24 protein-coding genes are annotated in these 26,065 nt (G+C 69.3%); 11 read left to right on the top strand and 13 right to left on the bottom strand.

What is annotated here, in order from left to right; translation table 11 throughout:
- Positions 1–51: 51 nt before the first annotated feature.
- Positions 52–1,389 (bottom strand): MATE family efflux transporter, encoded by a 1,338-nt coding sequence (locus ACN6LM_RS03440; RefSeq protein ID WP_445063766.1) that lies wholly within the window; start codon positions 1,387–1,389, stop codon positions 52–54.
- Between the two features lie 459 nt (positions 1,390–1,848).
- On the opposite strand from ACN6LM_RS03440, the gene dnaB reads away from it, so the two are divergent.
- A complete protein-coding gene (gene dnaB / locus ACN6LM_RS03435; RefSeq protein WP_445063765.1) occupies positions 1,849–3,327 on the top strand; it encodes a replicative DNA helicase in 1,479 nt (492 codons plus the stop codon).
- 59 nt (positions 3,328–3,386) lie between these two features.
- Complete coding sequence (locus ACN6LM_RS03430) at positions 3,387–4,769, top strand: serine hydrolase domain-containing protein (RefSeq protein ID WP_445063764.1); 1,383 nt, start codon at positions 3,387–3,389, stop codon at positions 4,767–4,769.
- A gap of 63 nt (positions 4,770–4,832) precedes the next feature.
- Here ACN6LM_RS03430 and ACN6LM_RS03425 read toward each other — a convergent pair whose 3' ends face one another.
- From ACN6LM_RS03425 to ACN6LM_RS03415, 3 genes are read right to left on the bottom strand one after another with little or no spacing between them, the layout of a single operon-like run.
- Entirely contained in the window at positions 4,833–5,996 is a 1,164-nt protein-coding gene (locus tag ACN6LM_RS03425; protein ID WP_445063763.1) for a winged helix DNA-binding domain-containing protein, read from the bottom strand.
- 43 nt (positions 5,997–6,039) lie between these two features.
- Positions 6,040–6,492, bottom strand: coding sequence for a GNAT family N-acetyltransferase (locus tag ACN6LM_RS03420; RefSeq protein ID WP_445063762.1), 453 nt, complete (start codon positions 6,490–6,492; stop codon positions 6,040–6,042).
- Between the two features lie 48 nt (positions 6,493–6,540).
- A complete protein-coding gene (locus tag ACN6LM_RS03415; protein ID WP_445063761.1) occupies positions 6,541–7,002 on the bottom strand; it encodes a MarR family winged helix-turn-helix transcriptional regulator in 462 nt (153 codons plus the stop codon).
- Positions 7,003–7,139: 137 nt separating this feature from the next.
- Between ACN6LM_RS03415 and ACN6LM_RS03410 the strand changes: the two genes are divergently transcribed.
- Entirely contained in the window at positions 7,140–8,351 is a 1,212-nt protein-coding gene (locus ACN6LM_RS03410; protein ID WP_445063760.1) for an MFS transporter, read from the top strand.
- 10 nt (positions 8,352–8,361) lie between these two features.
- On the opposite strand, the gene ACN6LM_RS03405 is transcribed toward ACN6LM_RS03410, so the two are convergent.
- The 5 genes from ACN6LM_RS03405 to ACN6LM_RS03385 all read right to left on the bottom strand — a co-directional run bounded on the left by ACN6LM_RS03405 (position 8,362) and on the right by ACN6LM_RS03385 (position 12,752).
- Complete coding sequence (locus ACN6LM_RS03405; RefSeq protein WP_445063759.1) at positions 8,362–9,246, bottom strand: GNAT family N-acetyltransferase; 885 nt, start codon at positions 9,244–9,246, stop codon at positions 8,362–8,364.
- Positions 9,247–9,498: 252 nt separating this feature from the next.
- Positions 9,499–9,978: an NUDIX domain-containing protein gene (locus tag ACN6LM_RS03400; protein ID WP_143617542.1), complete on the bottom strand. Its 480-nt coding sequence runs from the start codon at positions 9,976–9,978 to the stop codon at positions 9,499–9,501.
- A 63-nt stretch (positions 9,979–10,041) separates the two neighbouring features.
- Entirely contained in the window at positions 10,042–10,938 is an 897-nt protein-coding gene (locus ACN6LM_RS03395) for a LysR family transcriptional regulator (RefSeq protein ID WP_445063758.1), read from the bottom strand.
- A 219-nt stretch (positions 10,939–11,157) separates the two neighbouring features.
- Positions 11,158–12,288, bottom strand: a complete 1,131-nt coding sequence (locus ACN6LM_RS03390; protein ID WP_445063757.1) for a cystathionine gamma-lyase — start codon at positions 12,286–12,288, stop codon at positions 11,158–11,160.
- Between the two features lie 86 nt (positions 12,289–12,374).
- The gene (locus ACN6LM_RS03385) at positions 12,375–12,752 is read right to left on the bottom strand and encodes a phage holin family protein (RefSeq protein WP_445063756.1); all 378 of its coding nucleotides are present in this window, start codon (positions 12,750–12,752) and stop codon (positions 12,375–12,377) included.
- A gap of 68 nt (positions 12,753–12,820) precedes the next feature.
- On the opposite strand from ACN6LM_RS03385, the gene ACN6LM_RS03380 reads away from it, so the two are divergent.
- The 4 genes from ACN6LM_RS03380 (at position 12,821) to ACN6LM_RS03365 (ending at position 15,033) form a co-directional block, all read left to right on the top strand.
- On the top strand, positions 12,821–13,138 hold the full coding sequence (locus tag ACN6LM_RS03380; RefSeq protein ID WP_445063755.1) for a cupin domain-containing protein: 318 nt from the start codon (positions 12,821–12,823) through the stop codon (positions 13,136–13,138).
- A 129-nt stretch (positions 13,139–13,267) separates the two neighbouring features.
- Complete coding sequence (locus tag ACN6LM_RS03375; RefSeq protein ID WP_445063754.1) at positions 13,268–13,483, top strand: DUF5326 family protein; 216 nt, start codon at positions 13,268–13,270, stop codon at positions 13,481–13,483.
- 240 nt (positions 13,484–13,723) lie between these two features.
- The gene (locus ACN6LM_RS03370) at positions 13,724–14,494 is read left to right on the top strand and encodes an IclR family transcriptional regulator (RefSeq protein ID WP_445063753.1); all 771 of its coding nucleotides are present in this window, start codon (positions 13,724–13,726) and stop codon (positions 14,492–14,494) included.
- 101 nt (positions 14,495–14,595) lie between these two features.
- A complete protein-coding gene (locus ACN6LM_RS03365; protein ID WP_018101854.1) occupies positions 14,596–15,033 on the top strand; it encodes an SsgA family sporulation/cell division regulator in 438 nt (145 codons plus the stop codon).
- A gap of 79 nt (positions 15,034–15,112) precedes the next feature.
- Here ACN6LM_RS03365 and ACN6LM_RS03360 read toward each other — a convergent pair whose 3' ends face one another.
- Positions 15,113–16,441: a YibE/F family protein gene (locus ACN6LM_RS03360; protein WP_445063752.1), complete on the bottom strand. Its 1,329-nt coding sequence runs from the start codon at positions 16,439–16,441 to the stop codon at positions 15,113–15,115.
- A 196-nt stretch (positions 16,442–16,637) separates the two neighbouring features.
- Here ACN6LM_RS03360 and thiC point away from each other — a divergent pair, with 196 nt between their 5' ends.
- A complete protein-coding gene (gene thiC / locus ACN6LM_RS03355) occupies positions 16,638–18,431 on the top strand; it encodes a phosphomethylpyrimidine synthase ThiC (RefSeq protein WP_445063751.1) in 1,794 nt (597 codons plus the stop codon).
- 55 nt (positions 18,432–18,486) lie between these two features.
- Here thiC and ACN6LM_RS03350 read toward each other — a convergent pair whose 3' ends face one another.
- The 3 genes from ACN6LM_RS03350 to ACN6LM_RS03340 form a co-directional block, all read right to left on the bottom strand.
- Complete coding sequence (locus ACN6LM_RS03350) at positions 18,487–19,299, bottom strand: hypothetical protein (RefSeq protein ID WP_445063750.1); 813 nt, start codon at positions 19,297–19,299, stop codon at positions 18,487–18,489.
- A gap of 182 nt (positions 19,300–19,481) precedes the next feature.
- On the bottom strand, positions 19,482–20,540 hold the full coding sequence (locus ACN6LM_RS03345; protein ID WP_445063749.1) for a metallophosphoesterase: 1,059 nt from the start codon (positions 20,538–20,540) through the stop codon (positions 19,482–19,484).
- Positions 20,541–20,715: 175 nt separating this feature from the next.
- Positions 20,716–21,828, bottom strand: a complete 1,113-nt coding sequence (locus ACN6LM_RS03340) for a LacI family DNA-binding transcriptional regulator (RefSeq protein ID WP_445063748.1) — start codon at positions 21,826–21,828, stop codon at positions 20,716–20,718.
- 371 nt (positions 21,829–22,199) lie between these two features.
- Here ACN6LM_RS03340 and hisC point away from each other — a divergent pair, with 371 nt between their 5' ends.
- From hisC to cydB, 3 genes are all read left to right on the top strand, one after another.
- Complete coding sequence (gene hisC, locus ACN6LM_RS03335) at positions 22,200–23,279, top strand: histidinol-phosphate transaminase (RefSeq protein WP_445063747.1); 1,080 nt, start codon at positions 22,200–22,202, stop codon at positions 23,277–23,279.
- Positions 23,280–23,516: 237 nt separating this feature from the next.
- Positions 23,517–25,025: a cytochrome ubiquinol oxidase subunit I gene (locus tag ACN6LM_RS03330; RefSeq protein ID WP_445063746.1), complete on the top strand. Its 1,509-nt coding sequence runs from the start codon at positions 23,517–23,519 to the stop codon at positions 25,023–25,025.
- A 16-nt stretch (positions 25,026–25,041) separates the two neighbouring features.
- Positions 25,042–26,043 (top strand): cytochrome d ubiquinol oxidase subunit II, encoded by a 1,002-nt coding sequence (gene cydB, locus ACN6LM_RS03325; RefSeq protein WP_445063745.1) that lies wholly within the window; start codon positions 25,042–25,044, stop codon positions 26,041–26,043.
- Positions 26,044–26,065: the final 22 nt, after the last annotated feature.

Raw genomic sequence — 26,065 nt, 5'->3', positions numbered from 1 at the left:
GATCTCCGGGGTGCGGCCCTTCGCCGTTTCACGTGAAACGTCCCGGGGCGGCTATCGCGTCGCGCCGGTGACCAGCCACTTTCCCGAGCGGGTACGAAGCCAGAGCGTCGCCATCCGCACGATCATCATCAGTGCCATCGCACACCACAGTGCACCGAGCCCGCCGCCCAGGGTGGGGACCAGGAGGGCCGCGGGAGCGAAGACGGCCAGCGTCACGAGCATGGCCCAAGCCAGGTACGGTCCGTCGCCGGCGCCCATCAGTACGCCGTCCAGGACGAAAACGACGCCGGCGACCGGCTGGGTGGCCGCCACCACCAGGAGGGCGGGCAGCAAGGCGTCCCGCACCGCCGTGTCGCTGGTGAACAAGGGGACGAACAAGGGGCGGGCCAGGACGATCAGCACGCCCAGGACCACACCGGACGCGATTCCCCACTCCACCATCCGGCGACACGCCTCGCGCGCGCCCTGAGCGTCGTCCGCGCCCAGATAGCGTCCGATGATGGCCTGCCCGGCGATGGCGATGGCGTCGAGGGCGAAGGCCATCAGGCTCCACAGGGAGAGGATGATCTGGTGGGCGGCGATATCGGTGTCGCCGAGCCTGGCAGCGACCGCCGTGGCGATGAGCAGGACCGCCCGCAGCGACAGCGTACGGACCAGGAGGGGGGCGCCCGCCTGGGCGCAGGCCCTTATGCCCGCAACGTCGGGGCGCAGGGACGCGCCGTGGCGTCGGGCACCCCGGACGACGACGACCAGATACGCCGCTGCCATCGCGAGCTGGGCGATGACGGTGCCCCAGGCGGATCCGGCGATGCCCAGGCCGGCACCGTAGACGAGGCCGGCGTTGAGGGCTGCGTTGGCGGCGAAACCGCCGATGGCGACGTAGAGCGGCGTGCGGGTGTCCTGCAGGCCCCGGAGCACGCCGGTCGCGGCCATCACCACCAGCATCGCGGGGATGCCGAGGCTGGAGATCCGGAGATAGGTGATGGCGTGGGGCGCCGCTGTGGCGGAGGCGCCGAACACCTCGGTGAGCCAGGGGGCGAAGGGGAGCGTCAGGGCGATGACGGCGACTCCGAGCAGGAGCGCCAGCCAGATGCCGTCCATGCCCTGCCGGATCGCGGAGGCGAGATCGCCGGCGCCCACCCGGCGGGCGACCGCTGCGGTGGTGGCGTACGCGAGGAAGACGAAGATGCTCACCGCGGTCGTCAGAAGGGCGGCGGCGACCGCCAGTCCGGCCAGCTGAGGGGTGCCGAGATGGCCGACGATCGCACTGTCGACCATCACGAACAGCGGCTCGGCCACGAGCGCGCCGAAGGCCGGGACGGCGAGCGCGATGATCTCGCGGTCGTGCCGTCGACGGCGGGAAGACGGGGTTCCCGGTGGCTGGATCATGGCAGCCAATCTAATCTTCCACAGGTAACAGATGCAATCAGCTGTGGGTCCTTACATTTGCTTCCCTGTGGGTAACTCTTGTGCAGGACACGCGGTGATCTCGCCCCCACCGCCCAACTTTTTCTCCCCCACAGCCAGTGGATGGGAAAAGGGCAGGTCACAGGGGTCTTTGCGGCGGCTCTATGAGTTTGTCCACAGTGCTGTCCCCCGGTCCGTGCACAGGTTCCGGCGGGTTCTCCACAGCATCTGCTCCCTCGTCCACAGGGCCTGTGGATAACCAGATTGGCTGACGGTGCAGAGCCGCCTACCGTAGTCCGGCGCCCCCACCCTGTTTCGGCTCTGCGGCACCGCAGAACTCGACACACCGGAACCGGAGTCGGGGGTCTTGTTTGTCGGTGCCGTGCCGTAAGAAAGAGAAGCACGGCTAGGTCCGCGGAGCGGACGGGAGGAGGTGGCCGGATGAGCATTCCCGAACCCTTGGACGACCCCTGGGCGGACACCGGCCCCGGCGACCGGCTGCCCGTATCCCGCCAGCGCAGGGGTGAGGACCGGGACCGTGGCGACCGCCACGACCGCGGTCGCGAGTCGCAGGACTGGGAAGGCGGTTCTGCGGGCTTCGAGCGGGTCCCGCCCCAGGATCTGGACGCGGAGCAGTCCGTGCTCGGCGGCATGCTCTTGTCCAAGGACGCCATCGCCGACGTCGTGGAGATCATCAAGGGCCACGACTTCTACCGCCCCGCGCACGAGACCGTTTATCAGGCGATCCTCGACCTCTACGCCAAGGGCGAGCCCGCCGACCCGATCACCGTGGCCGCCGAACTGGTCAAGCGCGGCGAGATCACCAAGGTGGGCGGGGCCCCGTATCTGCACACCCTCGTCCAATCGGTGCCGACGGCCGCCAACGCCTCGTACTACGCGGAGATCGTTCACGAGCGCGCGGTCCTGCGGCGGCTCGTGGAAGCCGGTACGAAGATCACGCAGATGGGGTACGCGGCCGACGGCGATGTCGACGACATCGTGAACTCGGCCCAGGCGGAGATCTACGCCGTCACCGAGCAGCGGACCAGCGAGGACTACCTGCCGCTCGGCGACATCATGGAAGGAGCCCTGGACGAGATCGAGGCGATCGGCTCCCGCAGTGGCGAGATGACGGGCGTACCCACCGGGTTCACCGACCTCGACGCCCTGACCAACGGTCTGCACCCGGGCCAGATGGTCGTCATCGCGGCCCGCCCCGCCATGGGTAAGTCGACCCTCGCCCTGGACTTCGCGCGCGCCTGCTCGATCAAGAGCAACATGCCCAGCGTGATCTTCTCCCTGGAAATGGGGCGGAACGAGATCGCGATGCGTCTCCTGTCCGCCGAGGCGCGGGTGGCCCTGCATCACATGCGTTCCGGCACGATGACCGATGAGGACTGGACGCGGCTGGCCAGGCGGATGCCGGACGTCTCCGCGGCCCCGCTCTACATCGACGACTCCCCCAACCTCTCCATGATGGAGATCAGGGCCAAGTGCCGTCGCCTCAAGCAGCGCAACGACCTCAAACTGGTGGTCATCGACTATCTCCAGCTGATGCAGTCCGGCGGTTCGAAGCGCGCCGAGAGCCGTCAGCAGGAGGTCTCCGACATGTCGCGAAACCTCAAGCTTCTGGCCAAGGAGCTGCAGCTGCCGGTCATCGCGCTCTCCCAGCTGAACCGTGGTCCCGAGCAGCGCACGGACAAGAAGCCGATGGTCTCCGACCTCCGTGAGTCCGGCTCCATCGAGCAGGACGCCGACATGGTGATCCTGCTGCACCGCGAGGACGCATACGAGAAGGAGTCGCCGCGCGCCGGCGAGGCGGACCTGATCGTGGCCAAGCACCGTAACGGCCCCACGGCGACGATCACCGTCGCCTTCCAGGGCCACTACTCCCGCTTCGTGGACATGGCGCAGACCTGACCGGCACCGGGCCGGGAAATGGAGTCGCCATACGCCGGAGCGGGCGGTAGTTGTTGACGATGACTTTCCCAGTTGAACAGTTGCTTCCCGGCACCCGGCGGTCCCTGCTGCACCGCGTCGCCACAGCTCAGGCCGAAGGGCGCACCCCCTCTCTGGCCGCCGCCGTCCAACGGCAGGGACAGGTGGTCTGGGAGGGTGCGCGCAGCTGCGTCGACGGTCATGCCCCGGACTCCGACACGCAGTTCAGGATCGGTTCCCTCACCAAGACCTTTACCGCTGTCCTGGTGATGCGGCTGCGTGACGAAGGGCTTCTCGACCTGGCGGATCCGCTGGAGAAGCACCTGCCAGGCACCGGCGCGGGCGACGTGACCATCCGCCAGCTGCTCGGCCACAGTGCGGGGCTCGGAGCGGAGACGACCGCGCCCTGGTGGGAGCGGACCCCCGGCAGTCTGCGGCCCACGCTCGCGAACGTGCTCGATGATCAGGTCGCGATGCATCCGCCCGGCAACCGGCACCACTACTCCAACCCGGGCTACACGCTGCTCGGTTCGCTGGTCGAGGCCGTGCGCGGGGCGTCCTGGGAGGAGGCGCTGCATGCCGAGGTGCTGGAACCCCTCGGTATGCACCGGACCAGTTCTCTTCCGCAGGCTCCGCACGCCGGCGGCTGGGCAGTACATCCCTGGGCGGACGCCTTGCTTCCCGAACCGGCGGAGGACCTGGGGCTCATGGCGCCCGCCGGACAGCTCTGGTCCACGACAGCGGATCTGCTCCGCTTCGCGGCCTTCCTCGTAGAGGGCGACGACCGGGTGCTCGGCGCAGCGTCGGTGGAGGAGATGAAGCAGCCGTCGGCCGCGCCCGCGCCCGGCGAGTGGGCCGATCACTACGGCCTGGGACTGCAACTGGTCAGGCGTAAGGGCCGTACCTTCATCGGGCACACGGGTTCGCTCCCCGGATTCCTGGCCGCCCTCTGGGTCAGCGCCGAGGACGATGTCGCTGCCGTGGTGCTCGTCAACGCGACGTCCGGGGTGGTGATCGGCGAGGTTGCCGCCGACCTCGTGGACATCGTCGCCGAGGCCGAGCCGCGCATCCCTGAGCCATGGCGCCCGCTGCCCGAGGTGGACGCCGAACTTCTCGCCCTGACCGGGCCTTGGTACTGGGCCACGCGCCCCAACATCCTGAGGCTGACCGCCGATCGCGGGCTGGAACTGCGGCAGGTGAACGGCCAGGGCCGGGGTGCCCGCTTCGCCGCCCGCCCCGACGGCACGTGGGTCGGCCTGGATGGCTACTACGCGGGGGAGACGCTCCGGGTCGTGCGGAACGCGGACGGCACCGTGAGCCACCTCGATCTGGGGTCTTTCGTCTTCACGCGTGAGCCGTACGACCCCGCGGCACCGGTTCCGGGCGGCGTGGACGAGGAGGGGTGGCGCGGCCTGGGGAACTGAACGCGGTCGGAGGCGCCCGGAACAGATGCTGCCCGTTTCACGTGAAACGGGCAGCACAGCGGCTCAGGCCGTCAACTCCCTTTCCAGCGGGGTTCGGAAGCGTGGGGTGATCCGGGCTTCCCCCACCCAACCCGCCAGCCGGGCAGCCTCGGCCTCGATCGCCGCCGTGGCCTCCCGGCCCGGATCGGTCAGCAGCCGCCAGATGAGCTCACCGTTGCCACGTTGGGCCCAGCCCCCCACGATCCGGCCGCCCCACCACACCGTGGGGCCGATGTTGCCCGAGCGGTCGAAGAGGGCTGCCCGGTGTTCGGCCGGCAGATGGAAGCCACGGTCCGCCCAGCCCATGCCGCTCGGGTCGAGCGCGGGCAGCAGGGCCGCCCAGGGGGCGTGGGTGGGGTCGGGCTCCGTGTCTCCGGGGGCGACCCAGGCCGGAGCCCCGTTGTCGAGCCGTACTTCCACGGCTCCGACCGCCGCGAGAGCGGTACGGACCTCGCGGGTGCCCCAGCCGGTCCACCACTTCAGGTCGGCCTCGGTGCCCGGACCGTACGCCCGGAGCCAGCGCAGGGCCAGTTCCGCCTGGGCCGGAGCGGTCTCCTCCACGGGCCGCGGGCGGGCCGGGGCCCAGCGGAACTGGCTGGATGTCCAGGAGCCCCGTGGCCGGTCCCTGCGGATCCGCCCCTCGGCGGCCAGGACCCGGATCACCCGGGTCGCTACGCCCTGGACCGCTTCCTGCTTCTTACCGGGAAAGACGGTGATCTTTGTCCGAAGGGCGGCCACGCCGGCGGCGAGCTCGCTGCCCGAGACGGGGCCGCTGCCGTCCAGGAAGGCGAGGGCACTCCTTTCGGTCTCGTCGAGCCACCGTTCGTCCAGGCCGTTGCCGTCCTCGCGGAGATGCTTGAGCAGAGTGCGGCGCTCCTTGGCGGCCACAGCGCGCGCGTTCGCCGCCTCGACATGCGGGGCCATCTCGGCGGACACGACGAAGAGGGTGTTGCGCATGGAAAGCATCCGGACCAGGGAGACGTCTTCGTAGAGAGACTGCTCGACCTCGGCTACGGCGGGCTCGGCGAGCCTGGCACAGGCCGAGAGGAAGACGGTGGCCGCGTCGGTCGCGTGGAGCGCGACGAGGGCATCGGCCACCGCGACGGGGGACGACACCCTCTCACCGGGGACCAGCAGATGGCGTCGGGCGATGCGGATCCGCCGCTCTTCGTCACTGATGCGTTGCACGTCGGCTCCTCAAGAACGCGGCAGGCAGGTCGGATGCGGCAGGCTAGAGGGCGAGCTTGAAGCCCACATGGCTGGCGACGAACCCCAGCCGCTCGTAGAAGCGATGCGCGTCGGTCCGGGACACGTCGGAGGTGAGCTGCACCAGTTGGCAGCCCTGGCGACGTGATTCGTCCACCGCCCACTGGATCAGCCGGGTGCCGAGACCGCTTCCCCGTTCGTCCGCGTGGACGCGGACGCCCTCGATCATGGACCGGGTCGAACCGCGCCGGGACAGCCCCGGAATCACCGTCAGTTGCAGGGTTCCGACGACGCGCTCCTCGCGCACGGCGACCATCATGCGCTGATTCGGGTCTTCGGCCAGCCGCCGGAGCGCTGCCCGGTAGGGCGCGAGGTCGTCCGGCGACTCCCGCTGGGCACCCAGCGGGTCGTCGGCGAGCAGGGCCACGATCTCGGCCAGATCGTCAGCGGTCGCGCGGCGTATGTCCAGATCGCTCATGATCCGCAGCCTACGCAGTCGGCAGGGGCTGGGCCGGAGGTTCGGGCTCTAGGCAGGCACTGCCTTCAGTTCCTCGACAGCCCGTACGAGCGGGGCCAGTTCGGGATTCTCGGCGGCCTCGTCGAGCGCGCTGCGCAGGGCGCGGTCGTTGGTGGGCCGGGCCTCGGAGAGCAGAGTGAGTCCGTCGGGGGTGACGTCGGTGTAGATGCCCCGGCGGTCGGTGTCACAGAGATACCGGGTCAGCAGCCCCCGGTCCTCGAGGCGGGTGACCAGCCGCGTGGTGGCGCTCTGGCTCAGCCCGACGGCGTCCGCCACCTGCTTCATCTGCAGGTGCCCGCCCGGGCCGCTGTGCTGTCGGCTGAGCACGTCCAGCAGGGAGTACTCGCGCACGCTCAGGTCGTGGCCGCTCTGCAGGGCCCGCTCGACGCGGGTCTCGATCTTGCCGTGGAGCAGGGACAGCGCGATCCAGCCCTGGGAGAGGGCGGTCAGGGCCGGGTCCGTGGCTGTCATGGTCTCTCCTCCGTGCCGGAGCTGCTTATGACCAGAGTAGCCGACGGCCGCAATAGTCGGCGCTTGCAATTAAAGCGCGTCTGCAATTATTGTCTACGCTCGTAAGGCGCAATGGCAATTGTCTGGGAAGGGAACCCATGCCGCTCGCACTCCTCGCCCTGGCCATCGGGGCATTCGGTATCGGGACCACCGAGTTCGTGGTCATGGGCCTGCTTCCCGAGGTGGCCGCAGAGTTTCACGTGTCCATCCCGGCCGCGGGCTTCCTGGCCACGGGCTACGCGCTCGGCGTCGTGCTCGGGGCGCCGCTGATGACCGCCCTCGGCACGAAGGTCAGCCGCAAGCGGATGCTGATGATCCTCATGGGCCTGTTCATCGTCGGCAATGTGGTCACCGCGGCCGCCCCGGTCTTCGAAGTGATGGTCGCCGGCCGTGTGATCGCCTCGCTCGCCCACGGTGCCTTCTTCGGTATCGGAGCGGTTGTGGCGGCCGATCTGGTCGCACCACAGAAGAAGGCGGGTGCCATCGCCCTGATGTTCACCGGGCTCACCGTCGCCAACGTCGTCGGGGTACCGGTGGGCACCTACATCGGACAGCACGCCGGCTGGCGGGTCACGTTCCTCCTCGTCGCCGCGCTGGGCGTACTCGGGCTGCTCGGCGTTGCCCGTCTCGTCCCGGAACAGCCCCGCGCGGAGGGCATCAGGCTGCGGCAGGAAATCGCAGCCTTCCGCAACGTGCAGGTCCTGCTAGCCATGGCGATGACGGTCCTCGGATTCGGCGGCGTCTTCGCGGCGATCACCTACATCACGCCGATGATGACGGAGACCGCCGGATACTCGGCCTCCGCCGTCACCTGGCTGCTGGTCCTCTTCGGTCTCGGCATGGTCGGCGGGAACCTGGCCGGCGGCAGGTACGCCGACCGCCGCCCGACGCTCATGCTCTCCGTGTCACTGAGCGGCCTCGCCCTGGTCCTGGCCCTCTTCACGCTGACCGCCCACAACAAGGTCGCGGCGGCGGTCACTCTCGTCCTGATCGGTGCCTTCGGCTTCGCGACCGTGCCTCCGCTCCAGAAGCGGGTGCTCGACCAGGCGGTGGACGCCCCGACGCTGGCCTCCGCCATGAACATCGGAGCCTTCAACCTCGGCAACGCACTCGCGGCCTGGCTCGGCGGGATCGTCATTGGTGCCGGCCTCGGTTACACGGCCCCCAACTGGGTCGGAGCGGTGCTCGCCGCATCGGCTCTGGTCCTCGCCCTCGCCTCCAGTGCGCTGGAGCGCCGTGCAGCCGCACCGAGTCGCCTCGTCGTCACCCACACCCCCGAGCCGACGGTGGTCCCCGAGCCCCGGACCTGATTCCGGAGGGTCAGCCCGTGGCCAGGCTGAAGGGCGCGAAGTACCGGTGCCAGTCCGTGTGCCGGCGCCCGCCGAGGGACATCACCGTCGTCTCCGAGTCCGACCGCAGTCCACAGCGTCCGAGCCAGTCCAGCAGTTCCTCGTGGCGGGCATCGACGTCCACGCGCAGCGGCCGGTCCGTTGCCCTGGCCAGCGAGGCCACAAGCAGCTTCGCCGTGGACGTGTCCTTGGCGATCAGCGGCCCGACGGCATGGTTCGCCCCGCTCGGCGAGAGCGCGGCGAACCCGGTCAGCTCGCCGTCCTCCTCGGCGACCCGCAGGTGGTCGGCGAACGTCGGGAGCCGGGTCAGCAGGTGCGTGCGGTCGAGTCCGAAGACGAGCGAGTCCAACCGCACCACGGCCCGCAGATCGTGGGCGGACGCAGACCGGATGACGGTCTCGGGGCCGCCGAGAGTCTCAGACCCCGCTGCCACAGCCGGCCGGAGAGCCCCGCTCAGGCGGATGGTGCGCCCCGACGGCGCGAATCCGAGCTCTTCGTAGAGGGGGCGGCCCGAAGCCGTCGCGTGGAGGCTGAGCGGGGTCTCCCCGGCGGCCTCGATCACCCGTCGCATCAGGTACCGGCCGACCCCGCGCCGGGCATGGCGTCCGGCGACCAGCAGCATGCCGACGGCGGCCATCTCGGGTCCGTACGAGAGCACCACGCAGCTCGCCATCAGGCCCTTGCTGTCGGGGTCATCGATGCCGTAGCCCGTCCCGGCGGCGAGCAGCAGCGTCCAGCGCTCCTCGTCGCGCGGCCAGCCCCGGTCCTCGCTGAGATCGGCACAGGCGACCAGGTCGTCCCGGGTGAGGCGCCGGATGGGGAGATCGGACAGCGGGCGGGGCAATGAGCTGGGCATACGGGCCAGGCTCTCCGACCGTTGATCGCCCGTCCACCGCTTTACCGGAACTGGCCGCGTCCCGCAGCGAAAAAAACGAGCCAGGGCCTTGGCCGCGAACGGTTTCACGTGAAACACGGACAGGCGGGAAAGCCGGCATGGCCCAGACGGGCCCGCGTGGGGCGGGAGGCCGGGCGGCGTGATGCGAGAGCCGCCGTCGTCCGAGCCGGTGGGACCCGGCGGCGGGCCCGGAGCCGTACGAGCCGATCGGCATCAGCCCAGGTCGGCGGCGTGCAACGCCCGGACCCCCTCGATGTTGCCGTCCAGATAGTGCCGCAACGACAGCGGTACGAGGTGCACCGCGGCGATGCCGACCCGGCTGAAGGGCACGCGTACGACGTCGTATTCGCCGCAGGGGGCGTCGATCTCGGGGCCGTGGCGCAGGGACAGGTCCATGGAGTCGAGGCGGCACACGAAGAAGTGCTGGACCTTGACGCCCTTGACGCCGCCCTCCTCGATGTGTTCCACGGTGTCGACGAAGCAGGGCACCACGTCGGTGATCTTGGCGCCCAGCTCCTCGTCCACCTCCCGGTGCAGAGCGTCGACAACGGTGGCGTCCTCGGGCTCGACCCCGCCACCCGGCGTGAGCCAGTACGGATCCACCCCGGGCTTGGTGCGCTTGATGAGGACGAGGTCGTCGCCGTCGAGCAGGATGGCGCGTGCGGTGCGCTTGACCACAGGACGTTCGGTCATGGCAGAAGCGTGGCCCATGGGACCCGTTCTGAAACACCGGGGCGCTGTCCGGCGCTCCTGTGGTCACCAGTCGACCGCCGCCCGCAGCAGCCATTCGTGCGCCCGGGCGAGATGCGGAAGCGCGAGCGTGCCGGTCCGCGCGGTCAGGAAGTAGGTGCGCAGGGGCGGGACGGGAGGGTCGAGAAGCGCCACCACCTCGCCGCGTTCCAGCGCGTCCTCGCACAGATAGCGCGGCAGCACGGCCAGCCCGGCACCGGCGGCCGCGCACTCCAGGACCGCCCGCAGATCCGGGGCGATCACGGCACCGGCGGTCGCGGGCGCTCGGTCGAAGACGGCGGCCCAGTAGCGGGAGACGAGCGGCAGGCTCTCGTGCACCTCCACCACAGGCAGGTGCTCCAGGACCACGGGCCCGTTGCGCCGCAGCGTGCCCGGCGCCAGCCGCCCTGCCCACCGGGGGGCGGCGACCAGGACGTGCTCCTCGTCGCAGAGCGGGGTGGCGGTGAGCAGCTCGCCGCGCGGCCGGGCCGTCACGACGGCCAGGTCGTGGTGCCCGGCGGCCAGGCCCTCCAGGGTCTCGTCCGTGTCCGCGGAGAACGAACCGCGCAGGGCGAGGCCCTGGGCGATCAGCGGTGTGAGCGCGGGCAGGACACGCAAGGAGAGAAACTCCGGCGGGCCCGCCAGATGCAGGGTCCGTACGCCCGACTCCTCATCGAGGCCGGTCTCGGTGATCTCGACCAGCGCGTCCAGATGCGGAGCGGCCCGATGGGCGAGTTCGTCGCCGATCGTTGTGGGGGTCACCCCCCGGGCCCTGCGCAGGAAAAGCGGACGGCCCAGCTGCCGTTCCAGGGTCCGTATCTGGGAAGTCACAGCAGGCTGGGAGAGGCCCAGGAGCGCGGCGGCGCGGGTGAACGAGCCGGCTCGGTGGACGGTGACGAAGGTGCGTAGCAGGGCCAGATCCACGTCTCGTCCTTCCGCTCTCACGCAGTGACGCATCCGATGGACCCCGAACAACCATAAATATGTCGATAGGTCGCTGCCGCTACTGTGATTGGACACTGACGCACAGTCAACTAGCCTGGGCGAGGCGGTTCTTCACGTGGAGAACGCGAAGGGCCGGGGGGTCCGAGCCACGAGGGGGGAGGCTCGGACCGCCGTACCGCCCGACGGGAGGCGGCGGAATCAGCTCCCGGCGGTGGCCGCGGCCAGCGCCTGTTCGACATCGGCCACCAGGTCGGCGGGGTTCTCGGCGCCGACCGAGAAGCGGATGAAGCCTTCCGGTACCGCGTCGCCGCCCCAGCGGCCCCGCCGCTCGGCGGTGGAGCGCACGCCTCCGAAGCTCGTGGCGTCCTCGACCAGCCGCAGGGCCGCCAGGAAGCGCTCTGCGGTCCCCCGGTCATCGAGCACGAACGACACCACGGAGCCGAAGCGCCGCATCTGGCGCACCGCGTTCGCGTACGAGGGGTCGGTGGGCAGGCCGGGGTAGCGCAGCCCGGACACGGCCTGGTGCTGGGAGAGCACCTCGGCGAGTGCGAGGGCGTTGGCGCACTGCCGCTCGATTCGCAGCTCCAGTGTGGCCAGCGAGCGGTGCGCGAGCCATGCCTCCATCGGGCCGGGGATCGCGCCGGCGATCTTGCGCCAGCGCCGCACTCCGGCCGTGAGCTCGGGGTCGCGGCAGCTCACATGGCCGAGCAGCAGGTCGCCGTGGCCCGTCATGCCCTTCGTGTCACTGGCCACCGAGAAGTCGGCCCCCAGTTCCAGCGGGCGCTGGCCGAGCGGGGTGGCGAGGGTGTTGTCGACGGCGACCAGTGTGCCGCCGGCGTGCGCGGCCTCGACGAGGCGCCGCACGTCGCAGACGTCGAGGCCCGGGTTGGAGGGCGTCTCCAGCCACAGGAGCTTCGCGCCCTCCAGCACGGCGAGCTGGGCGTCGCCGCCCGTCGGCGCGGTCCGCACCTCGACTCCGTACGCCTCCAGCTGCTCGCGCAGCAGGGGAAGCGCCTGGTAGCCGTCGTCGGGGAGGACGACGGCGTCGCCGCTGCGCGCCTGGGAGAGCAGGACGGCCGAGATCGCCGCCATCCCGGAGGCGAACACGGTGGTCTCCACGTCCTCGCCCGGTGCTTCGAGTTCCCCGATGGCCTGTTCCAGCCGGGTCCACGTGGGGTTGCCGTCCCGGCCGTAGGTGTAGGGGCCGGTGGGCTCGCCGGACAGGTGGTAGTGCGCGGCGAAGACCGGTCCGGGGAGGGTGGGCTCGTACTGCTGCGGCTCCGGCAGTCCCGCGCGTACCGCACGCGTTCCGTCGCCCTTGGTGCTCATGGTTCGTCCTCGCTTCTCTCCCCGGCCGGTCACCGGTCCTGGTGGCACTGTCTCAGGTGGACGCGGGCCGCTTCCCGCCGGGCGGATCAGTCCTCGTCCGGGAGGACGACGTTCAGCGCCCAGGACACGATCGAGACGATCAGGCCGCCGAGGACGGCGGTCCAGAAGCCGTGGACGTGGAAGCTCAGGTCGAGCACTCCGGCCAGCCATGAGGTGAGCAGCAGCATCAGGGCGTTCACCACGAGGGTGATCAGGCCCAGCGTGAGGATGAAGAGGGGCAGGGTGAGCAGCTTCACGATCGGCTTGACCACGACGTTGACCAGGCCGAAGACCAGCGCGACGAGGACCAGCGTCAGGGCCTTGCGGCCGGTGCTGCCACCGGTCAGCGTGATGTCCTGCACCAGCCAGATGGCCACGGCGAGCGCACCTGCGTTGGCGATCGTCTTGACTACGAAATTCATCATGTGTCTGATCGTGGCAGACATGATCGGTGGCGAACACCGGCTGGGCAGAGGCAAGGGGCGGACGGTCCATGAAGGCATTCAGGCTGGACGAACTGGAGGCGGAACGGGCCGCCAACGACGGCGCGTACCTGCAGTTCCTCCGCGAGCGGAACATGTCGGTCGGTCTGTACGCGCTGGACGCCGGCGACCTCGATCCGCAGCAGCCGCACGGCCAGGACGAGGTGTACTTCGTGGTCAGCGGTCGCGCGTCGATCACCGTCGGGATGGAAACGACACAGGTGGGGCGAGGGAGCGTCGTGTACGTACCCGCGGGGACGGCGCACAAGTTCCACCACATCACCGAGGACCTGCGCGTGATGGTGGTCTTCTCGCCGCCCGAGGGATGAGTCCGCGGCCGGGCCATCCCAGGGTTCCCTAAGGGATCGATCAGGGGAGGACAAGGGCTTCCCGGGGTCCGGCGGCCGTCTTTCGCCTCTAGCATCGAAGCAGGAACTCACAGAGACGAGGTAAGGACGATGGCCGTGCGGGAGATATTCGCTGGGATGCCCTGGTGGGTGAAGTGGATCGCGGTGCCCGTGATCGCGATCGTCGTGTTCGGTGGTCTGATCGCCAGCCTGGTCGCGTTCGTCGTGGGTGTGCTCTTCAAGATCCTTATCTTCGTGATCCTGGTCGGCGGGCTCGTCTTCGTCGTACGGAAGTTCATGTCGTCGTCCTCCCGAAACGGCTGGTGACCGCACGTCCGACGGGGGATTAGCCCAGCTGAGCTAAGGGGAAGGCGAATCGGCACCCGGCCCCGGGGCGGCCGATACAGTGACAGTCCTCTGCCACCGCCTGGGAAAACACCGTAAGTCACCACCCCGACCAGTGGTTTGTACGGGATCCGGCCTCCGGACCCCCAGGTCCGCGGCAGACCTGTGGGGGCGGCCCCCACGGGCGGGCTGACCGCCCGTCACCACGCCTGGGGGTGACCGTTGACCACGGCATCGAGTACGGCTGTTCCGACGCTCATCGGGTCGGTGCAGCGGGCGCTGAGGCTGCTGGAGGCTGTGGGCACCCATCGCGACGGGGCCCCGGCCAAACAGCTTGCGAGGGAAGCGGGGCTTCCCCTTCCCACCGCCTACCACCTGCTGCGGACTCTGACCCACGAGGGGTATCTGCGCCGGGAGAACGGCGTCTTCCGCTTCGGCGCCGCCGCCGAACGGCTGATGGGTGACCGCGCCCTGCAGAGCCGCCGCAGCGTCATGACCCGTTCGCTGGGCCGCTGGCGGGACATCGTGGGAGCCCCGGTGTACTGCGCCATCTACCGTGAGGGCGAGATCGAGCTCCTGGCCGTGGCGGACACCCCTGAGCGTCCGGCGGTCGACGAGTGGGCGGCGTTCCGCGAGACCGGGCACGCGCACGCGATCGGCCAGTGTCTGCTGAGCCGGCTGGACGAGAAGGCCCGCGAGGACCACCTGGACCGGCACCCGGTGCGCCCGCTGACCCGGTACTCCGTGCGTGACCGCGCGGCGTTCCTCACCCGGCTGCGGTCGCTGGAACGTACCGAACCGGTCATCGAGCGACAGGAGTACGCGCTCGGAACCGTCTGCGCGGCCATCCCGCTCACGGCCGGATTCACAGCAGCCGCGATGGCCATTTCGGTCCCCCTCCACGAGGAAGATCGGTTGCTGCCCGCAGTCGAACGACTACGCGGTGAAGTGTCGAGCCTCTTGCGTTCGTTCGTGTTCTCTATCAGTATCTGAAAAATCACTCCTTGTGATCTGCTATCGCGTGCACCACGATGGCGTCAATAGGGCCATGGGGGATCATTCCTGGCCAGATTCATCTACTGCGGGGTTGAACGATGCGCGAGTCGGTTCAAGCTGAGGTCATGATGAGCTTCCTCGTCTCCGAGGAGCTCTCATTCCGTATCCCGGTGGAGCTCCGGTACGAAGTGTGCGATCCGTACGCGATCCGGATGACCTTCCATCTGCCCGGCGACGCCCCCGTCACCTGGGCCTTCGGCCGTGAGCTGCTGCTCGACGGCCTCAACAGCCCCAGTGGTGACGGCGATGTGCATATCGCGCCGACCGAGCCGGAGGGGCTGTGCGATGTCCACATCCGGCTGCAGGTGGGCGCCGACCGTGCGCTCTTCCGGGCAGGCACGGCACCTCTTGTCGCCTTCCTCGACCGCACGGACAAGCTGGTGCCCCTCGGACAGGAGTGCACACTGGGTGACTTCGACGGCAATTTGGAGGAGGCGCTGGGGCGCATTCTGGCCGAGGAGCAGAACGCGGGCTGAAGCGGTCCGCGGTCCGGGGAGCGTCTTGCCACTCGAACACGGCGCCTGCCGATCGGGTGAATCACGCTGTGTGCTCCGGTCACGACCGCGCCCGCCGTCGCCGGCCCCTGCCGCTCCGCACGGGTGCCGAAGCCCCGGCTTCCGCGCCGACCCCCGTGCGGTCCGCCGAGACGACCAGTGCCGCGAGTGCTGTCGTCACCGGTACGGAGGCGACCAGTCCGATCGAGCCGACGAGGGTGCGCACGATCTCCTCCGCCACCAGTTCGCTGTTGGCGACCGTCCCCACGCTGCTCTGCGCGACCGTGAACAGCAGCAGGAGGGGCAGCGCGGCGCCCGCATAGGCGAGCACCAAGGTGTTGACCACGGAGGCGATGTGATCGCGGCCGATTCTGATCCCTGCCCGGTAGAGCTGCTTCGCACTCATGGTGGGGTTCGCCTGGCGCAGCTCCCAGACCGCCGAGGTCTGGGTGACCGTGACGTCGTCGAGCACTCCCAGGGAGCCGATGATGACGCCGGCCAGCAGCAGCCCGCTCATGTCGATGTGCGGATACAGGCCGTGGATGAGGCCGGTGTTGTCGTCGGTGTTCCCGCTCAGGCTCGCCCAGCCGATGAAGAGCGAGCCGAGCAGCCCGATCAGGAGCAATGAGATCAGGGTGCCGATGACGGCCACGGAGGTGCGGGCGGTCGGCCCGTGGCAGATGTAGAGCGCGATGAGCATGATCGCTCCGGCCCCGACGACCGCCACCAGCAGCGGATTCGAGCCCTGCAGTATGGCCGGAAGGATGAACAGGGTCAGTACGGCGAATGACAGGGCGAGTGCCACCAGGGCCATGACCCCGCGCATCCTGCCCACGAGCACCACCGCGAGGGCGAAGATCCCGGCCAGCAGGTACAAGGGAAACTTCCGGTTCACGTCCGTCACGGAGTACTGGAGGTCATGGGGCGCGTCGGGGGCGTATGCCACCACCACCCCCTGGCCCTCCCGCAGTTGCCTCGGCGCGTCCGGCTGCACGACCTCGATGAACCGGCGCCCCGAGTCGGGGCCGCTGGTGACCTCGACGGTGGCCTTCTCGCAGAGGGCGCCGGACACCGGCCGGCCCTCGGGGGGTCGGGTCTCGCCGCTGACGGGAAGCTGGGCGGCGTTCACGTCCTTGCAGTCGACCTTGACGACGCTCACCACCTTTCCCTGCTGGGTCTGCCGGTCGAATCCGACACCGGTTCGTTCGTGCGCCGGCGCACCACCTGGCCAGAGCACCACGAGACCGACGATCACGGCGGTCGCGAAGGGGATCAGCACGGCGGCGATCACCTTGCGCAGATGGATGGAGACGGGCGCTGCCGGGCCGTGGCTGTGCGTGTGCGCGTGCTGATGGCCCTGCGGTTCCGGGTCGCGATGAGGGGACGTCACCGGCCGATCATCGCAAGAACAAAGGGGCCCTCTGTTCAGCTCGCCCGTCCGGGGGCTAGCGTGGTGGCACCTTTGCACACGCGGGAGCTCGGAGCACCGGGCTGAGAGGGCGCTGACCGCCGTACGAACGTACGGGAGACGCTGCGCCGACCGCCGAACCTGTTACCGGGTAATGCCGGCGTAGGGAGTAGGTCTCATGACCACATCGGACACACGCACGCCTGCCTCCAATCAGGGCGACGAGGCCGGGAAGTCCATCGGCTGGCACAAGGGATACGTCCAGGGCCCGCGCCCCGACATCCGGGTGCCGGTCCGCCAGGTGCACCTGACCAACGGCAAGGACGTGACGCTGTACGACACGTCCGGGCCGTACACCGACCCCGCGACCGAGACGGACGTCCGGCGCGGTCTCGCACCGCTCCGGGAGAACTGGATCATCGCCCGCAGCGACACCGAGGAGTACGCGGGCCGCCCGGCCCGTCCCGAGGACGACGGGCTCAAGCACACCTCGCCGCGGGGCGGGTTGCGCAATCTGGACGCGGTGTTCCCCGGGCGGCCGCGCCGCCCGCGGCGGAGCCGGGACGGCCGGCCCGTCACCCAGCTCGCGTACGCCCGCAGGGGGGAGATCACCCCGGAGATGGAGTACGTCGCCGTCCGCGAGAACGTGGCGGCGGAAGTGGTGCGCGAGGAGATCGCGGCCGGCCGCGCGGTGCTGCCCGCCAACGTCAACCACCCGGAGATCGAGCCGATGATCATCGGCAAGCGGTTCCTGGTGAAGGTCAATGCCAACATCGGCAACTCCGCGGTGACGTCCTCCATCGAGGAGGAGGTGGACAAGATGACGTGGGCGACCCGGTGGGGCGCGGACACGGTCATGGACCTTTCCACCGGCCGCAACATCCACACCACCCGTGAGTGGGTTCTTCGCAATTCACCCGTACCGATCGGAACCGTCCCGCTCTACCAGGCCCTTGAGAAGGTCGACGGGCGGGCCGAGGAACTGACGTGGGACATCTACAAGGACACCGTCATCGAGCAGGCCGAACAGGGTGTGGACTACATGACGGTGCACGCCGGCGTACGCCTGCCGTACGTGCCGCTGACCGCCCGGCGCAAGACCGGCATCGTCTCCCGGGGCGGCTCGATCATGGCGGCGTGGTGCCTGGCGCACCACAAGGAGTCGTTCCTGTACGAGCACTTCGATGAGCTCTGCGAGATCCTCGCCGCGTACGACGTGACGTACTCATTGGGTGACGGGCTGCGCCCCGGGTCGATCGCGGATGCCAACGACGAGGCCCAGTTCGCCGAACTGCGCACGCTCGGCGAACTGAACGCGGTCGCCAAGCGGTTCGGCGTACAGACCATGATCGAAGGGCCGGGGCATGTGCCGATGCACAAGATCAAGGAGAACATCGACCTCCAGCAGGAGATCTGCGAGGAGGCGCCGTTCTACACGCTCGGCCCGCTGACCACCGACATCGCGCCGGCGTACGACCACATCACCTCGGGGATCGGCGCCGCGATGATCGCCTGGTGGGGGACGGCGATGCTCTGCTACGTGACGCCCAAGGAGCACCTGGGGCTGCCGAACCGGGACGATGTGAAGACCGGGGTGATCACGTACAAGATCGCGGCCCATGCCGCCGACCTGGCCAAGGGGCATCCGGGGGCGCAGGACTGGGACGATGCGCTGTCCGACGCCCGGTTCGAATTCCGCTGGGAGGACCAGTTCAACCTGGCGCTCGACCCGGACACGGCACGGGAGTTCCACGACGAGACCCTGCCGGCCGAGCCTGCGAAGACGGCGCACTTCTGCTCGATGTGCGGTCCGAAGTTCTGTTCGATGAAGATCAGTCACAGCATCACCGAGCAGTTCGGCGGCGCGGACGGCACGGAGGCGGCGGCCGACGAGGTCGCCGAAGGGATGCTCCGCAAGTCGCGTGAGTTCGCGGCGGGCGGCAACCGCGTCTATCTACCGCTGGCCGACTGACCTGGCACGGTCCGGTCGCGCACGGCTCCGGCGCCATCCGCCGGGGCCGTGGCGGTCAGTCCGGTTCGTGCTCCGGGCCGCCGAAGTCGGGGCTGGTGAAGTCCGGGCTGCTGTACGTCGGGCGGGGTGCCGCCGCCGGGCCCTCGTCCGGGCCGGCGAAGTCGGGTCGGCTGTAGCCGATCTTGGGGAGGCGGCCCGTCGGGCGGTGCGATGCGGGGATCACGGGGCCGGTGGCGGGCTCGGTGAGAGCGTCACGCAGGAAGGGCACGATGCCCCGCTCCAGCAGCGCCTGGCGCCAGGCGTCCTTGGCGAGGGCCACTTCGTCGGGCAGGTGCTCGCGGGCTTCCCCGGCCGGCAGGGACGTCGATCCGTTGCGCAGGGCTGCGACGAGCAGGCCGATGGCGGCTACGAGGATGGCGGCGGCCGTGGCGGCGGCGAAGAACCAGCCCGCGTCCACCATGGGGCGGGCGAACGCCGGTGGTGGTTCCAGCATCTTCAGGAGGTAGCCGACCAGCAGGAATATGGCCGCCGCCGTGCCCGCCAGCATCGGCGCAAGAACGGCGACGACCGCTCCTACACCGGCGCCCGTCCGGTCGAGGCCGTCCGGCGCTGTGCCGTCGGCCGTGTCCCGGGCGGGGGCGCGTGCCTCGTCACGGGCCTTCACGTACTGCTCGTACTCGGCGGCGGCCGTGGCGGTGATCAGGGCGACGGCCGCCATCGCCATGGTGCGCAGTTGGACGGCGTTGAGGCGTTCGCCGACGCCGGCCAGTTCCGGTCGTTCGTGTGCGTGACGCAGTGCGTCGTCGAGGAGCCGTTCGTACTCGGGCCGGTCCTCGGTCAGCAGGTGCGGAGCGCTGTTCATCTGCATCCCCCGATGCTCCGTCGGGCCTGTGTGCCCGCTGGGTCCGGGCAGTTCGGGCGGAAACGGAGGAGAGCCTGCTACTGATACGCCGATGGTAGAGCGCGCACGGCGCGGGGTGACAGAGGGTTTGCGGAAATAGCCCCCGTACCCGGCGTGGTCAGCCCGGGACGTCTCTTCCTCGCAGGGCGTCAGTCATGCAGGGGGAGTTGGACGACCAGCAGCTTTCCGGCCATGGTCACCCCGCCGTCCATGGCGATGGCGAGCCCGTCCGCGTACACGTGGGGTCCGTCGACCTGCGGACCGGCGCGGTCCTCGCCGTCCTCGGAGCCGACCTCGCCGGTCAGGTAAGGGATGGGGCTGTGACCATGGACGACGCGTCGGCCACCGTACGCCGCCATCAGCTCCTGGACGGCTTGGGCGCCCGAGTCGTCGCGGAAGGCGAACCGCTTGGTGAGCTTGCGGAACAGGTCCCAGCACTCATCGGCGTCGTTACGCGTCAGGATGGCGTGCACCGTGTCGTTGACGTCCTCGATGGTGGATCCGTAGTCGAGGTACGCCGTCGTGTCCGAGTGCATCAGGAGGTGCCCGTCCTCCTCGACGACGGCGTCGAGCCGGGACATCCACTGGAGGTGGACGTCCTGAAGGCGCTCCATGTCCGTCTTCTGGCCGCCGTTGAGCAGCCAGGCGGCCTGGAAGGTGGCCGTACCCGCGCCGGAGTTCACCGGGGTGTCGCCGAACCGTTTGGCGCCGATGAGCAGCAGCTCGTGGTTGCCCATCAGGGCCTTGCAGTAACCGCCGGCTGCCGCAGCCTCGGCGGAGAGCCGCATGACGAGGTCGATGACGCCGATGCCGTCGGGGCCACGGTCGGTGAAGTCACCGAGGAACCAGAGACGGGCGTTGCCCGCCGCCCAGCGGCCTTCGGAGTCGATCAGGCCCTGCTCGGCGAGGGCGGCGAGCAACTCGTCCAGGTAGCCGTGGACGTCACCGACCACGAACAGGGGGCCGAGGCCCGGATCGGCTGCGGGGCGCGGTTCGGGCACGGGCTGCACCTGAGCGGGTTCGTCGACGCTGATGACGGGAAGATCGCGCGCCGTCGGGGTGTACCCCTCCGGCGTCCCGCCCTCGGGGAAGGCGTTCCCCGGATGGGGAGACGCGGGCGGCGCGGGGGACTGCGCATAGGGCGGCACGCGGAAGTCGCGCAACGTCGCCGTCCGCACCACGGGTTCCTGACCGGCCCCCTGTGTCATCGACCCCTCCACACCACCGTCGCGCCGCCGTACACCTGCCGGGCCCTGCTGGTCGGGTTGGTCCGCGGTGTCGTGCGCCCATCATAGGAATGCAGATCGTGCTCTGGGACGCACCAGGGGTGGCAAATCCTTCCACATGCCAGGTTCGTCGGTCGATTGGTCCCAATTGCGATGATCAGTCCCCTGCCGGGGAACGCGGCGCACTGACCGTGGTGCGCGGCGGGCGGCGTTGTGAGGACGTCCGGACGATGAGTTCCGTCGGTACCACCCGTTCCACCGGCCCGTCATGGTCGATGCCCTCGATGGCGTCGATGAGCAGTTGGACGACTGCCGTGCCGATCCTCCGCGGCTTCAGCGAGAGCGTCGTGATGGGCGGCTCGGTCGTCGCGTACACCGTCGATTCGCTGCAGCAGACGAGGAGCAGGTCCTCCGGGACGCGCAGGCCGTAGCGGCGGGCGGCGGCCAGCAGGTCCGTGCCGTTCGGGTCGAAGAGCCCGTAGACGGCGTCGGGGCGGTCCGGACGGGCCAGCAGCCGGTCGGCGGCCACCGCTCCCGCGCACGGGTCGTGGGCGGGGTAGGACTCGTAGACCGGGTCCTGGCCCACCCGCTCGCACCAGTGCAGATAGGCGGTGGTGGAGAGCCGGGTGTACGTGTCGGTCGTGGTGCCGGTGAGGAGTCCGATACGGCGGGCCCCGGCGGCGGCGAGATGGTCGAGGAGGTCGAGCACGGCAGCCCGGTGGTCGTTGTCCACCCAGGCGGTGACGGGAAGCGACCCGGCGGGGCGGCCGTCGGATACGACGGGCAGCCCCTGCCGGACCAGTTCGGAGACGACCGGGTCCTGGTCGGACGGATCGATGACGACGGTGCCGTCGAGCGCCACGTTGGACCAGACGTCGTGGCGCGACGTGGCCGGCAGGATGACCAGGGCGTAGCCGCGGGCGAGGGCCGCGGAGGTGGCCGCCCTCGCCATTTCCGCGAAGTACGCGAACTCGGTGAAGGTGAAAGGTTCATCCCCGTACGTCGTCACGGTCAGGCCGATGAGGCCGGACTTGCCGGTACGGAGCGTGCGGGCCGCCGCGGAAGGGCGATAGCCCAGGCGCTCTGCGACCTCGCGGACATGGCGGCGGGTGGCGTCCGGGAGCCTGCCCTTGCCGTTGAGCGCGTCGGAGACGGTCGTGATGGAGACGCCGGCCGCGGCGGCCACGTCCCGGATTCCGGCACGTCCCTGCCTGCCGCCGCGCCGGGGGGTCTCCGTCCGGCTCACCTGGTGCTTCCCTGCTGCTGTCATGGCGAGCCGATAGTAGGGGGCGGGCGGGGAATTGGTCCGGTCGCATATTCACGCGTTGACAGGCACGTTTCTGCAAGGTCATCTGGTGTGAAACGCCTTATGAAACAAGGTAGTTGGTGGCGTGCGCCGACATGTGTCATGCGTCTGGCCGGATGGACCTGCCGAGGGGACGAGGTCTCGAGGAGGTCTCAACTCACCTTTTCGAGGGACGCGCGCCACGGAGTGAGCCACCGGCGCGCGCCACGCGAGGTCGCGCTCCCCCTCATTCCGGGGTTCACCGGACGAATCCGCTGTCCCCCCGTTCGCAGCGGCGCCCAATCCTCATAGGGTGAGCAGTATTGATGTGTACGGACGGTCGAGGAGGACCTGCGGTGAGCGAGACGAGCCCCAAACTGCGCGCCGAGCTGGACGGCGTTCCCGCCTATGTCCCGGGCAAACCGGCATCGGCGGACGGACCGGCCGCTTTCAAGCTCTCCTCCAACGAGAACCCGTATCCGCCGCTGCCGGGGGTGATGGAGAGCGCGCTCGCAGCCGCTGAGCACTTCAACCGCTACCCGGACATGGCCTGCACCGGTCTGATGAACGAGCTGGCCGACCGTTTCGGTGTGCCCGTGTCGCATCTGGCCACCGGCACCGGTTCGGTCGGCGTGGCCCAGCAGCTGTTGCAGGCCACCTCGGGCCCGGGCGACGAGGTGATCTACGCCTGGCGATCCTTCGAGGCGTACCCGATCATCACGCAGGTCAGCGGCGCGACCTCGGTCAAGGTGCCGCTGACCGACGGTGATGTGCACGACCTGGACGCGATGGCGGACGCGGTCACCGACCGGACGCGGCTGATCTTCGTCTGCAACCCGAACAACCCGACCGGCACCGTCGTGCGCAGGGCTGAGCTGGAACGATTCCTCGACCGGGTGCCCAGCGATGTGCTCGTGGTGCTGGACGAGGCGTACAAGGAGTTCATCCGGGACACCGAGGTCCCCGACGGCATCGAGATCTACCGGGACCGCCCCAATGTGGCGGTGCTGCGGACGTTCTCCAAGGCGTACGGGCTCGCGGGGCTGCGGGTCGGCTTCGCGGTGGCCCACGAGCCGGTGGCCGCCGCGCTGCGCAAGACGGCGGTGCCGTTCGGTGTCAGCCAGCTCGCCCAGGACGCGGCGGTGGCCTCGCTGCGCGCCGAGGACGAGCTGCTCGGCCGGGTCGGCTCACTGGTGTGCGAGCGGGACCGGGTCTCCGAGGCCCTGGCGCGGCAGGGCTGGACGGTGCCCGAGTCCCAGGCGAACTTCGTCTGGCTGCGGCTGGGCGACCGCACCCTGGACTTCGCGGCGGCCTGCGAGAAGGCCGGAGTGGTGGTCCGGCCGTTCGCCGGCGAGGGTGTGCGCGTCACGATCGGTGAGAGTGAGGCGAACGACCTGTTCCTGAAGGTGACGGAGTCGTTCCGCCAGGAGCTGTAGCCGGCATCGTCCGGCAGCGGGCCCCGCATCTCGTGAGAGGTGCGGGGCCCTTTCGTGTGCCCGGCGCGGGACCGGCGGGTGACAGGGGGACCCCGGGCGAAGGCCCCGAAAGTGTGTGCGCCATAATTGCTTGTGAATGTGAACGCGTTCACAAGCGTGTCCTGCTTCCTCCCGTGATCCCTCGGATTTCACGGACAAATCGCCGCTGCGGCGGCGATGACGTAAGGAGAAGACGACGTGGAGCTAGCTCTGGCGCCGGAGACCCTGGCGCGATGGCAGTTCGGTACGACGACCGTCTACCACTTCCTCTTCGTTCCTCTGACGATCTCTCTCGCGGCGCTCACCGCCGGCCTGCAGACCGCCTGGGTGCGGACGAACAAGGAGAAGTACCTCAGGGCCACCAAGTTCTGGGGAAAGCTCTTCCTGATCAACATCGCCATGGGCGTCGTCACCGGCATCGTCCAGGAGTTCCAGTTCGGGATGAACTGGTCCGACTACTCGCGGTTCGTCGGTGACATCTTCGGGGCTCCGCTCGCGTTCGAGGCCCTGATCGCGTTCTTCTTCGAGTCCACCTTCATCGGTCTGTGGATCTTCGGCTGGGACAAGCTGCCGCAGAAGATCCACCTCGCCTGCATCTGGATGGTGTCCCTCGGCACCATCCTCTCCGCCTACTTCATCCTGGCGGCCAACTCCTGGATGCAGCACCCGGTCGGCTATCGCATCAACAAGGAACGCGGACGCGCCGAGCTCACCGACTTCTGGCACGTGCTCACGCAGAACACCGCGCTGACCCAGTTCTTCCACACCATCACGGCCGCCTTCCTGGTCGGTGGCGCGTTCATGGTCGGTATCGCGGCTTTCCACCTGGCCCGCAAGAAGCACATCCCGGTGATGCGGACCTCGCTGCGGCTGGGCCTGATCACGGTGGTGATCTCCGGCCTGCTGACCGCCGTCAGCGGTGACCAGCTCGGCAAGGTGATGTTCAAGCAGCAGCCGATGAAGATGGCGGCGGCCGAGGCGCTGTGGGACGGGCAGAACGCCGCCCCCTTCTCGATCTTCGCCTACGGAGACGTCAGCAAGGGCCACAACTCTGTCGAGATCTCCGTACCCGGGGTGCTGTCCTTCCTCGCCGACGACGACTTCCACTCGTATGTGCCGGGCATCAACGACATCAACAAGGCGGAGCAGGAGCGCTTTGGCCCTGGTGACTACCGGCCCAACATCCCCGTCGCCTTCTGGAGCTTCCGGTGGATGATCGGATTCGGCATGGCCTCGTTCGGCCTCGGCATCCTCGGCCTGTGGCTCACCCGTAAGAAGTTCATGCTGCCCGAGGCGATGCGGACGGGTGAGGACGAGGTGCCGCGTCTGGTCCTCTTCAAGACCAAGGCCCTGAGCCCGCGCCTCGCCCGGTGGTACTGGATCGTCGCCGTGTGGACCCTGCTCTTCCCGCTGATCGCCAACTCCTGGGGCTGGATCTTCACCGAGATGGGCCGACAGCCCTGGGTGGTCTACGGCGTGCTCCGGACCCGTGACGCGGTCTCCCCCGGCGTCTCCCAGGGCGAGGTGCTGACCTCCCTGATCGTCTTCACCGTGCTGTACGCGGTGCTCGCCGTCATCGAGGTCCGGCTCCTCCTGAAGTACATCAAGGCCGGACCGCCGGAGCTCACGGACGACGACCTCAACCCGCCCACCCGGATCGGCGGCGACCACGACGACGCCGACCGGCCCATGGCCTTCTCCTACTGAGAGCGGGAGCCGAGAAATGGAACTCCACGACGTCTGGTTCGTGCTCATCGCCGTCCTGTGGACCGGCTACTTCTTCCTGGAGGGCTTCGACTTCGGGATCGGCGTCCTCACCAAGGTGTTGGCCCGGGACCGCAAGGAACGGCGGGTGCTGATCAACACCATCGGCCCGGTCTGGGACGGCAACGAGGTCTGGCTGCTCAGCGCCGGCGGAGCGACCTTCGCCGCGTTCCCCGAGTGGTACGCCACGCTGTTCTCCGGCTTCTACCTGCCGCTGCTGCTCATCCTGCTCTGTCTGATCGTGCGCGGTGTCGCCTTCGAGTACCGGGCGAAGCGACCCGAGGAGAAGTGGCAGACGAACTGGGAGCACGCGATCTTCTGGACCTCGTTGATCCCCGCCGTGCTGTGGGGTGTGGCCTTCGGCAACATCGTGCGCGGCGTGAAGATCGACGCGCACATGGAGTACACGGGCAGCGTCCTGGACCTGCTGAACCCCTACGCGCTCCTCGGTGGCCTGGTCACCCTCACCCTCTTCACCTTCCACGGCGCGGTGTTCGCCGGGCTGAAGACGGCCGGTGACATCCGGGCCCGGGCGCGCGGGCTGGCTCGCAAGCTGGGCGTCGTCACGGCCGTGCTCGCACTCGCCTTTCTCATCTGGACCCAGACCGAGAACGGGGACGGGCGGAGCCTGATCGCGATGGTCGTGGCCGCGGCGGCGCTGGTCGGTGCGATCGTGATGATCGCGGCCGGCCGGGAGGGGTGGTCCTTCGCGCTCTCCGGCCTGGCCATCGCCGCGACGGTCGCCATGTTGTTCCTGACGCTCTTCCCGAACGTCATGCCGTCGTCGTTGAACGACGCCTGGAGCCTCACGGTCACCAACGCCTCGTCCAGCCCGTACACGCTGAAGATCATGACCTGGTGCGCCGGTATCGCCACCCCGGTCGTGCTGCTCTACCAGGGGTGGACGTACTGGGTGTTCCGCAAGCGGATCGGCACCCAGCACATCGCCGAGGCGCACTGACGCAGTGAGTGCCCTGACCGAG

It is taken from the genome of Streptomyces sp. SAS_281 (assembly GCF_052542855.1).
Note: the sequence above shows the minus strand (reverse complement) of the source record. Positions and strands in the feature narration are given on the sequence as shown.

Bases quoted from the DNA above. Each gene is read 5' to 3' on its own strand.
- ACN6LM_RS03380 (WP_445063755.1), top strand. From the start codon at position 12,821: ATGAAGGCATTCAGGCTGGACGAACTGGAGGCGGAACGGGCCGCCAAC.
- ACN6LM_RS03390 (WP_445063757.1), bottom strand. From the start codon at position 12,288: ATGAGCACCAAGGGCGACGGAACGCGTGCGGTACGCGCGGGACTGCCG.
- ACN6LM_RS03405 (WP_445063759.1), bottom strand. From the start codon at position 9,246: ATGCCCAGCTCATTGCCCCGCCCGCTGTCCGATCTCCCCATCCGGCGC.
- ACN6LM_RS03430 (WP_445063764.1), top strand. From the start codon at position 3,387: ATGACTTTCCCAGTTGAACAGTTGCTTCCCGGCACCCGGCGGTCCCTG.
- dnaB (WP_445063765.1), top strand. From the start codon at position 1,849: ATGAGCATTCCCGAACCCTTGGACGACCCCTGGGCGGACACCGGCCCC.
- ACN6LM_RS03400 (WP_143617542.1), bottom strand. From the start codon at position 9,978: ATGACCGAACGTCCTGTGGTCAAGCGCACCGCACGCGCCATCCTGCTC.
- ACN6LM_RS03375 (WP_445063754.1), top strand. From the start codon at position 13,268: ATGGCCGTGCGGGAGATATTCGCTGGGATGCCCTGGTGGGTGAAGTGG.
- ACN6LM_RS03420 (WP_445063762.1), bottom strand. From the start codon at position 6,492: ATGAGCGATCTGGACATACGCCGCGCGACCGCTGACGATCTGGCCGAG.
- ACN6LM_RS03415 (WP_445063761.1), bottom strand. From the start codon at position 7,002: ATGACAGCCACGGACCCGGCCCTGACCGCCCTCTCCCAGGGCTGGATC.
- ACN6LM_RS03340 (WP_445063748.1), bottom strand. From the start codon at position 21,828: ATGACAGCAGCAGGGAAGCACCAGGTGAGCCGGACGGAGACCCCCCGG.
- ACN6LM_RS03345 (WP_445063749.1), bottom strand. From the start codon at position 20,540: ATGACACAGGGGGCCGGTCAGGAACCCGTGGTGCGGACGGCGACGTTG.
- ACN6LM_RS03365 (WP_018101854.1), top strand. From the start codon at position 14,596: ATGCGCGAGTCGGTTCAAGCTGAGGTCATGATGAGCTTCCTCGTCTCC.
- ACN6LM_RS03410 (WP_445063760.1), top strand. From the start codon at position 7,140: ATGCCGCTCGCACTCCTCGCCCTGGCCATCGGGGCATTCGGTATCGGG.
- cydB (WP_445063745.1), top strand. From the start codon at position 25,042: ATGGAACTCCACGACGTCTGGTTCGTGCTCATCGCCGTCCTGTGGACC.
- ACN6LM_RS03385 (WP_445063756.1), bottom strand. From the start codon at position 12,752: ATGATGAATTTCGTAGTCAAGACGATCGCCAACGCAGGTGCGCTCGCC.
- thiC (WP_445063751.1), top strand. From the start codon at position 16,638: ATGACCACATCGGACACACGCACGCCTGCCTCCAATCAGGGCGACGAG.
- ACN6LM_RS03440 (WP_445063766.1), bottom strand. From the start codon at position 1,389: ATGATCCAGCCACCGGGAACCCCGTCTTCCCGCCGTCGACGGCACGAC.
- ACN6LM_RS03350 (WP_445063750.1), bottom strand. From the start codon at position 19,299: ATGCAGATGAACAGCGCTCCGCACCTGCTGACCGAGGACCGGCCCGAG.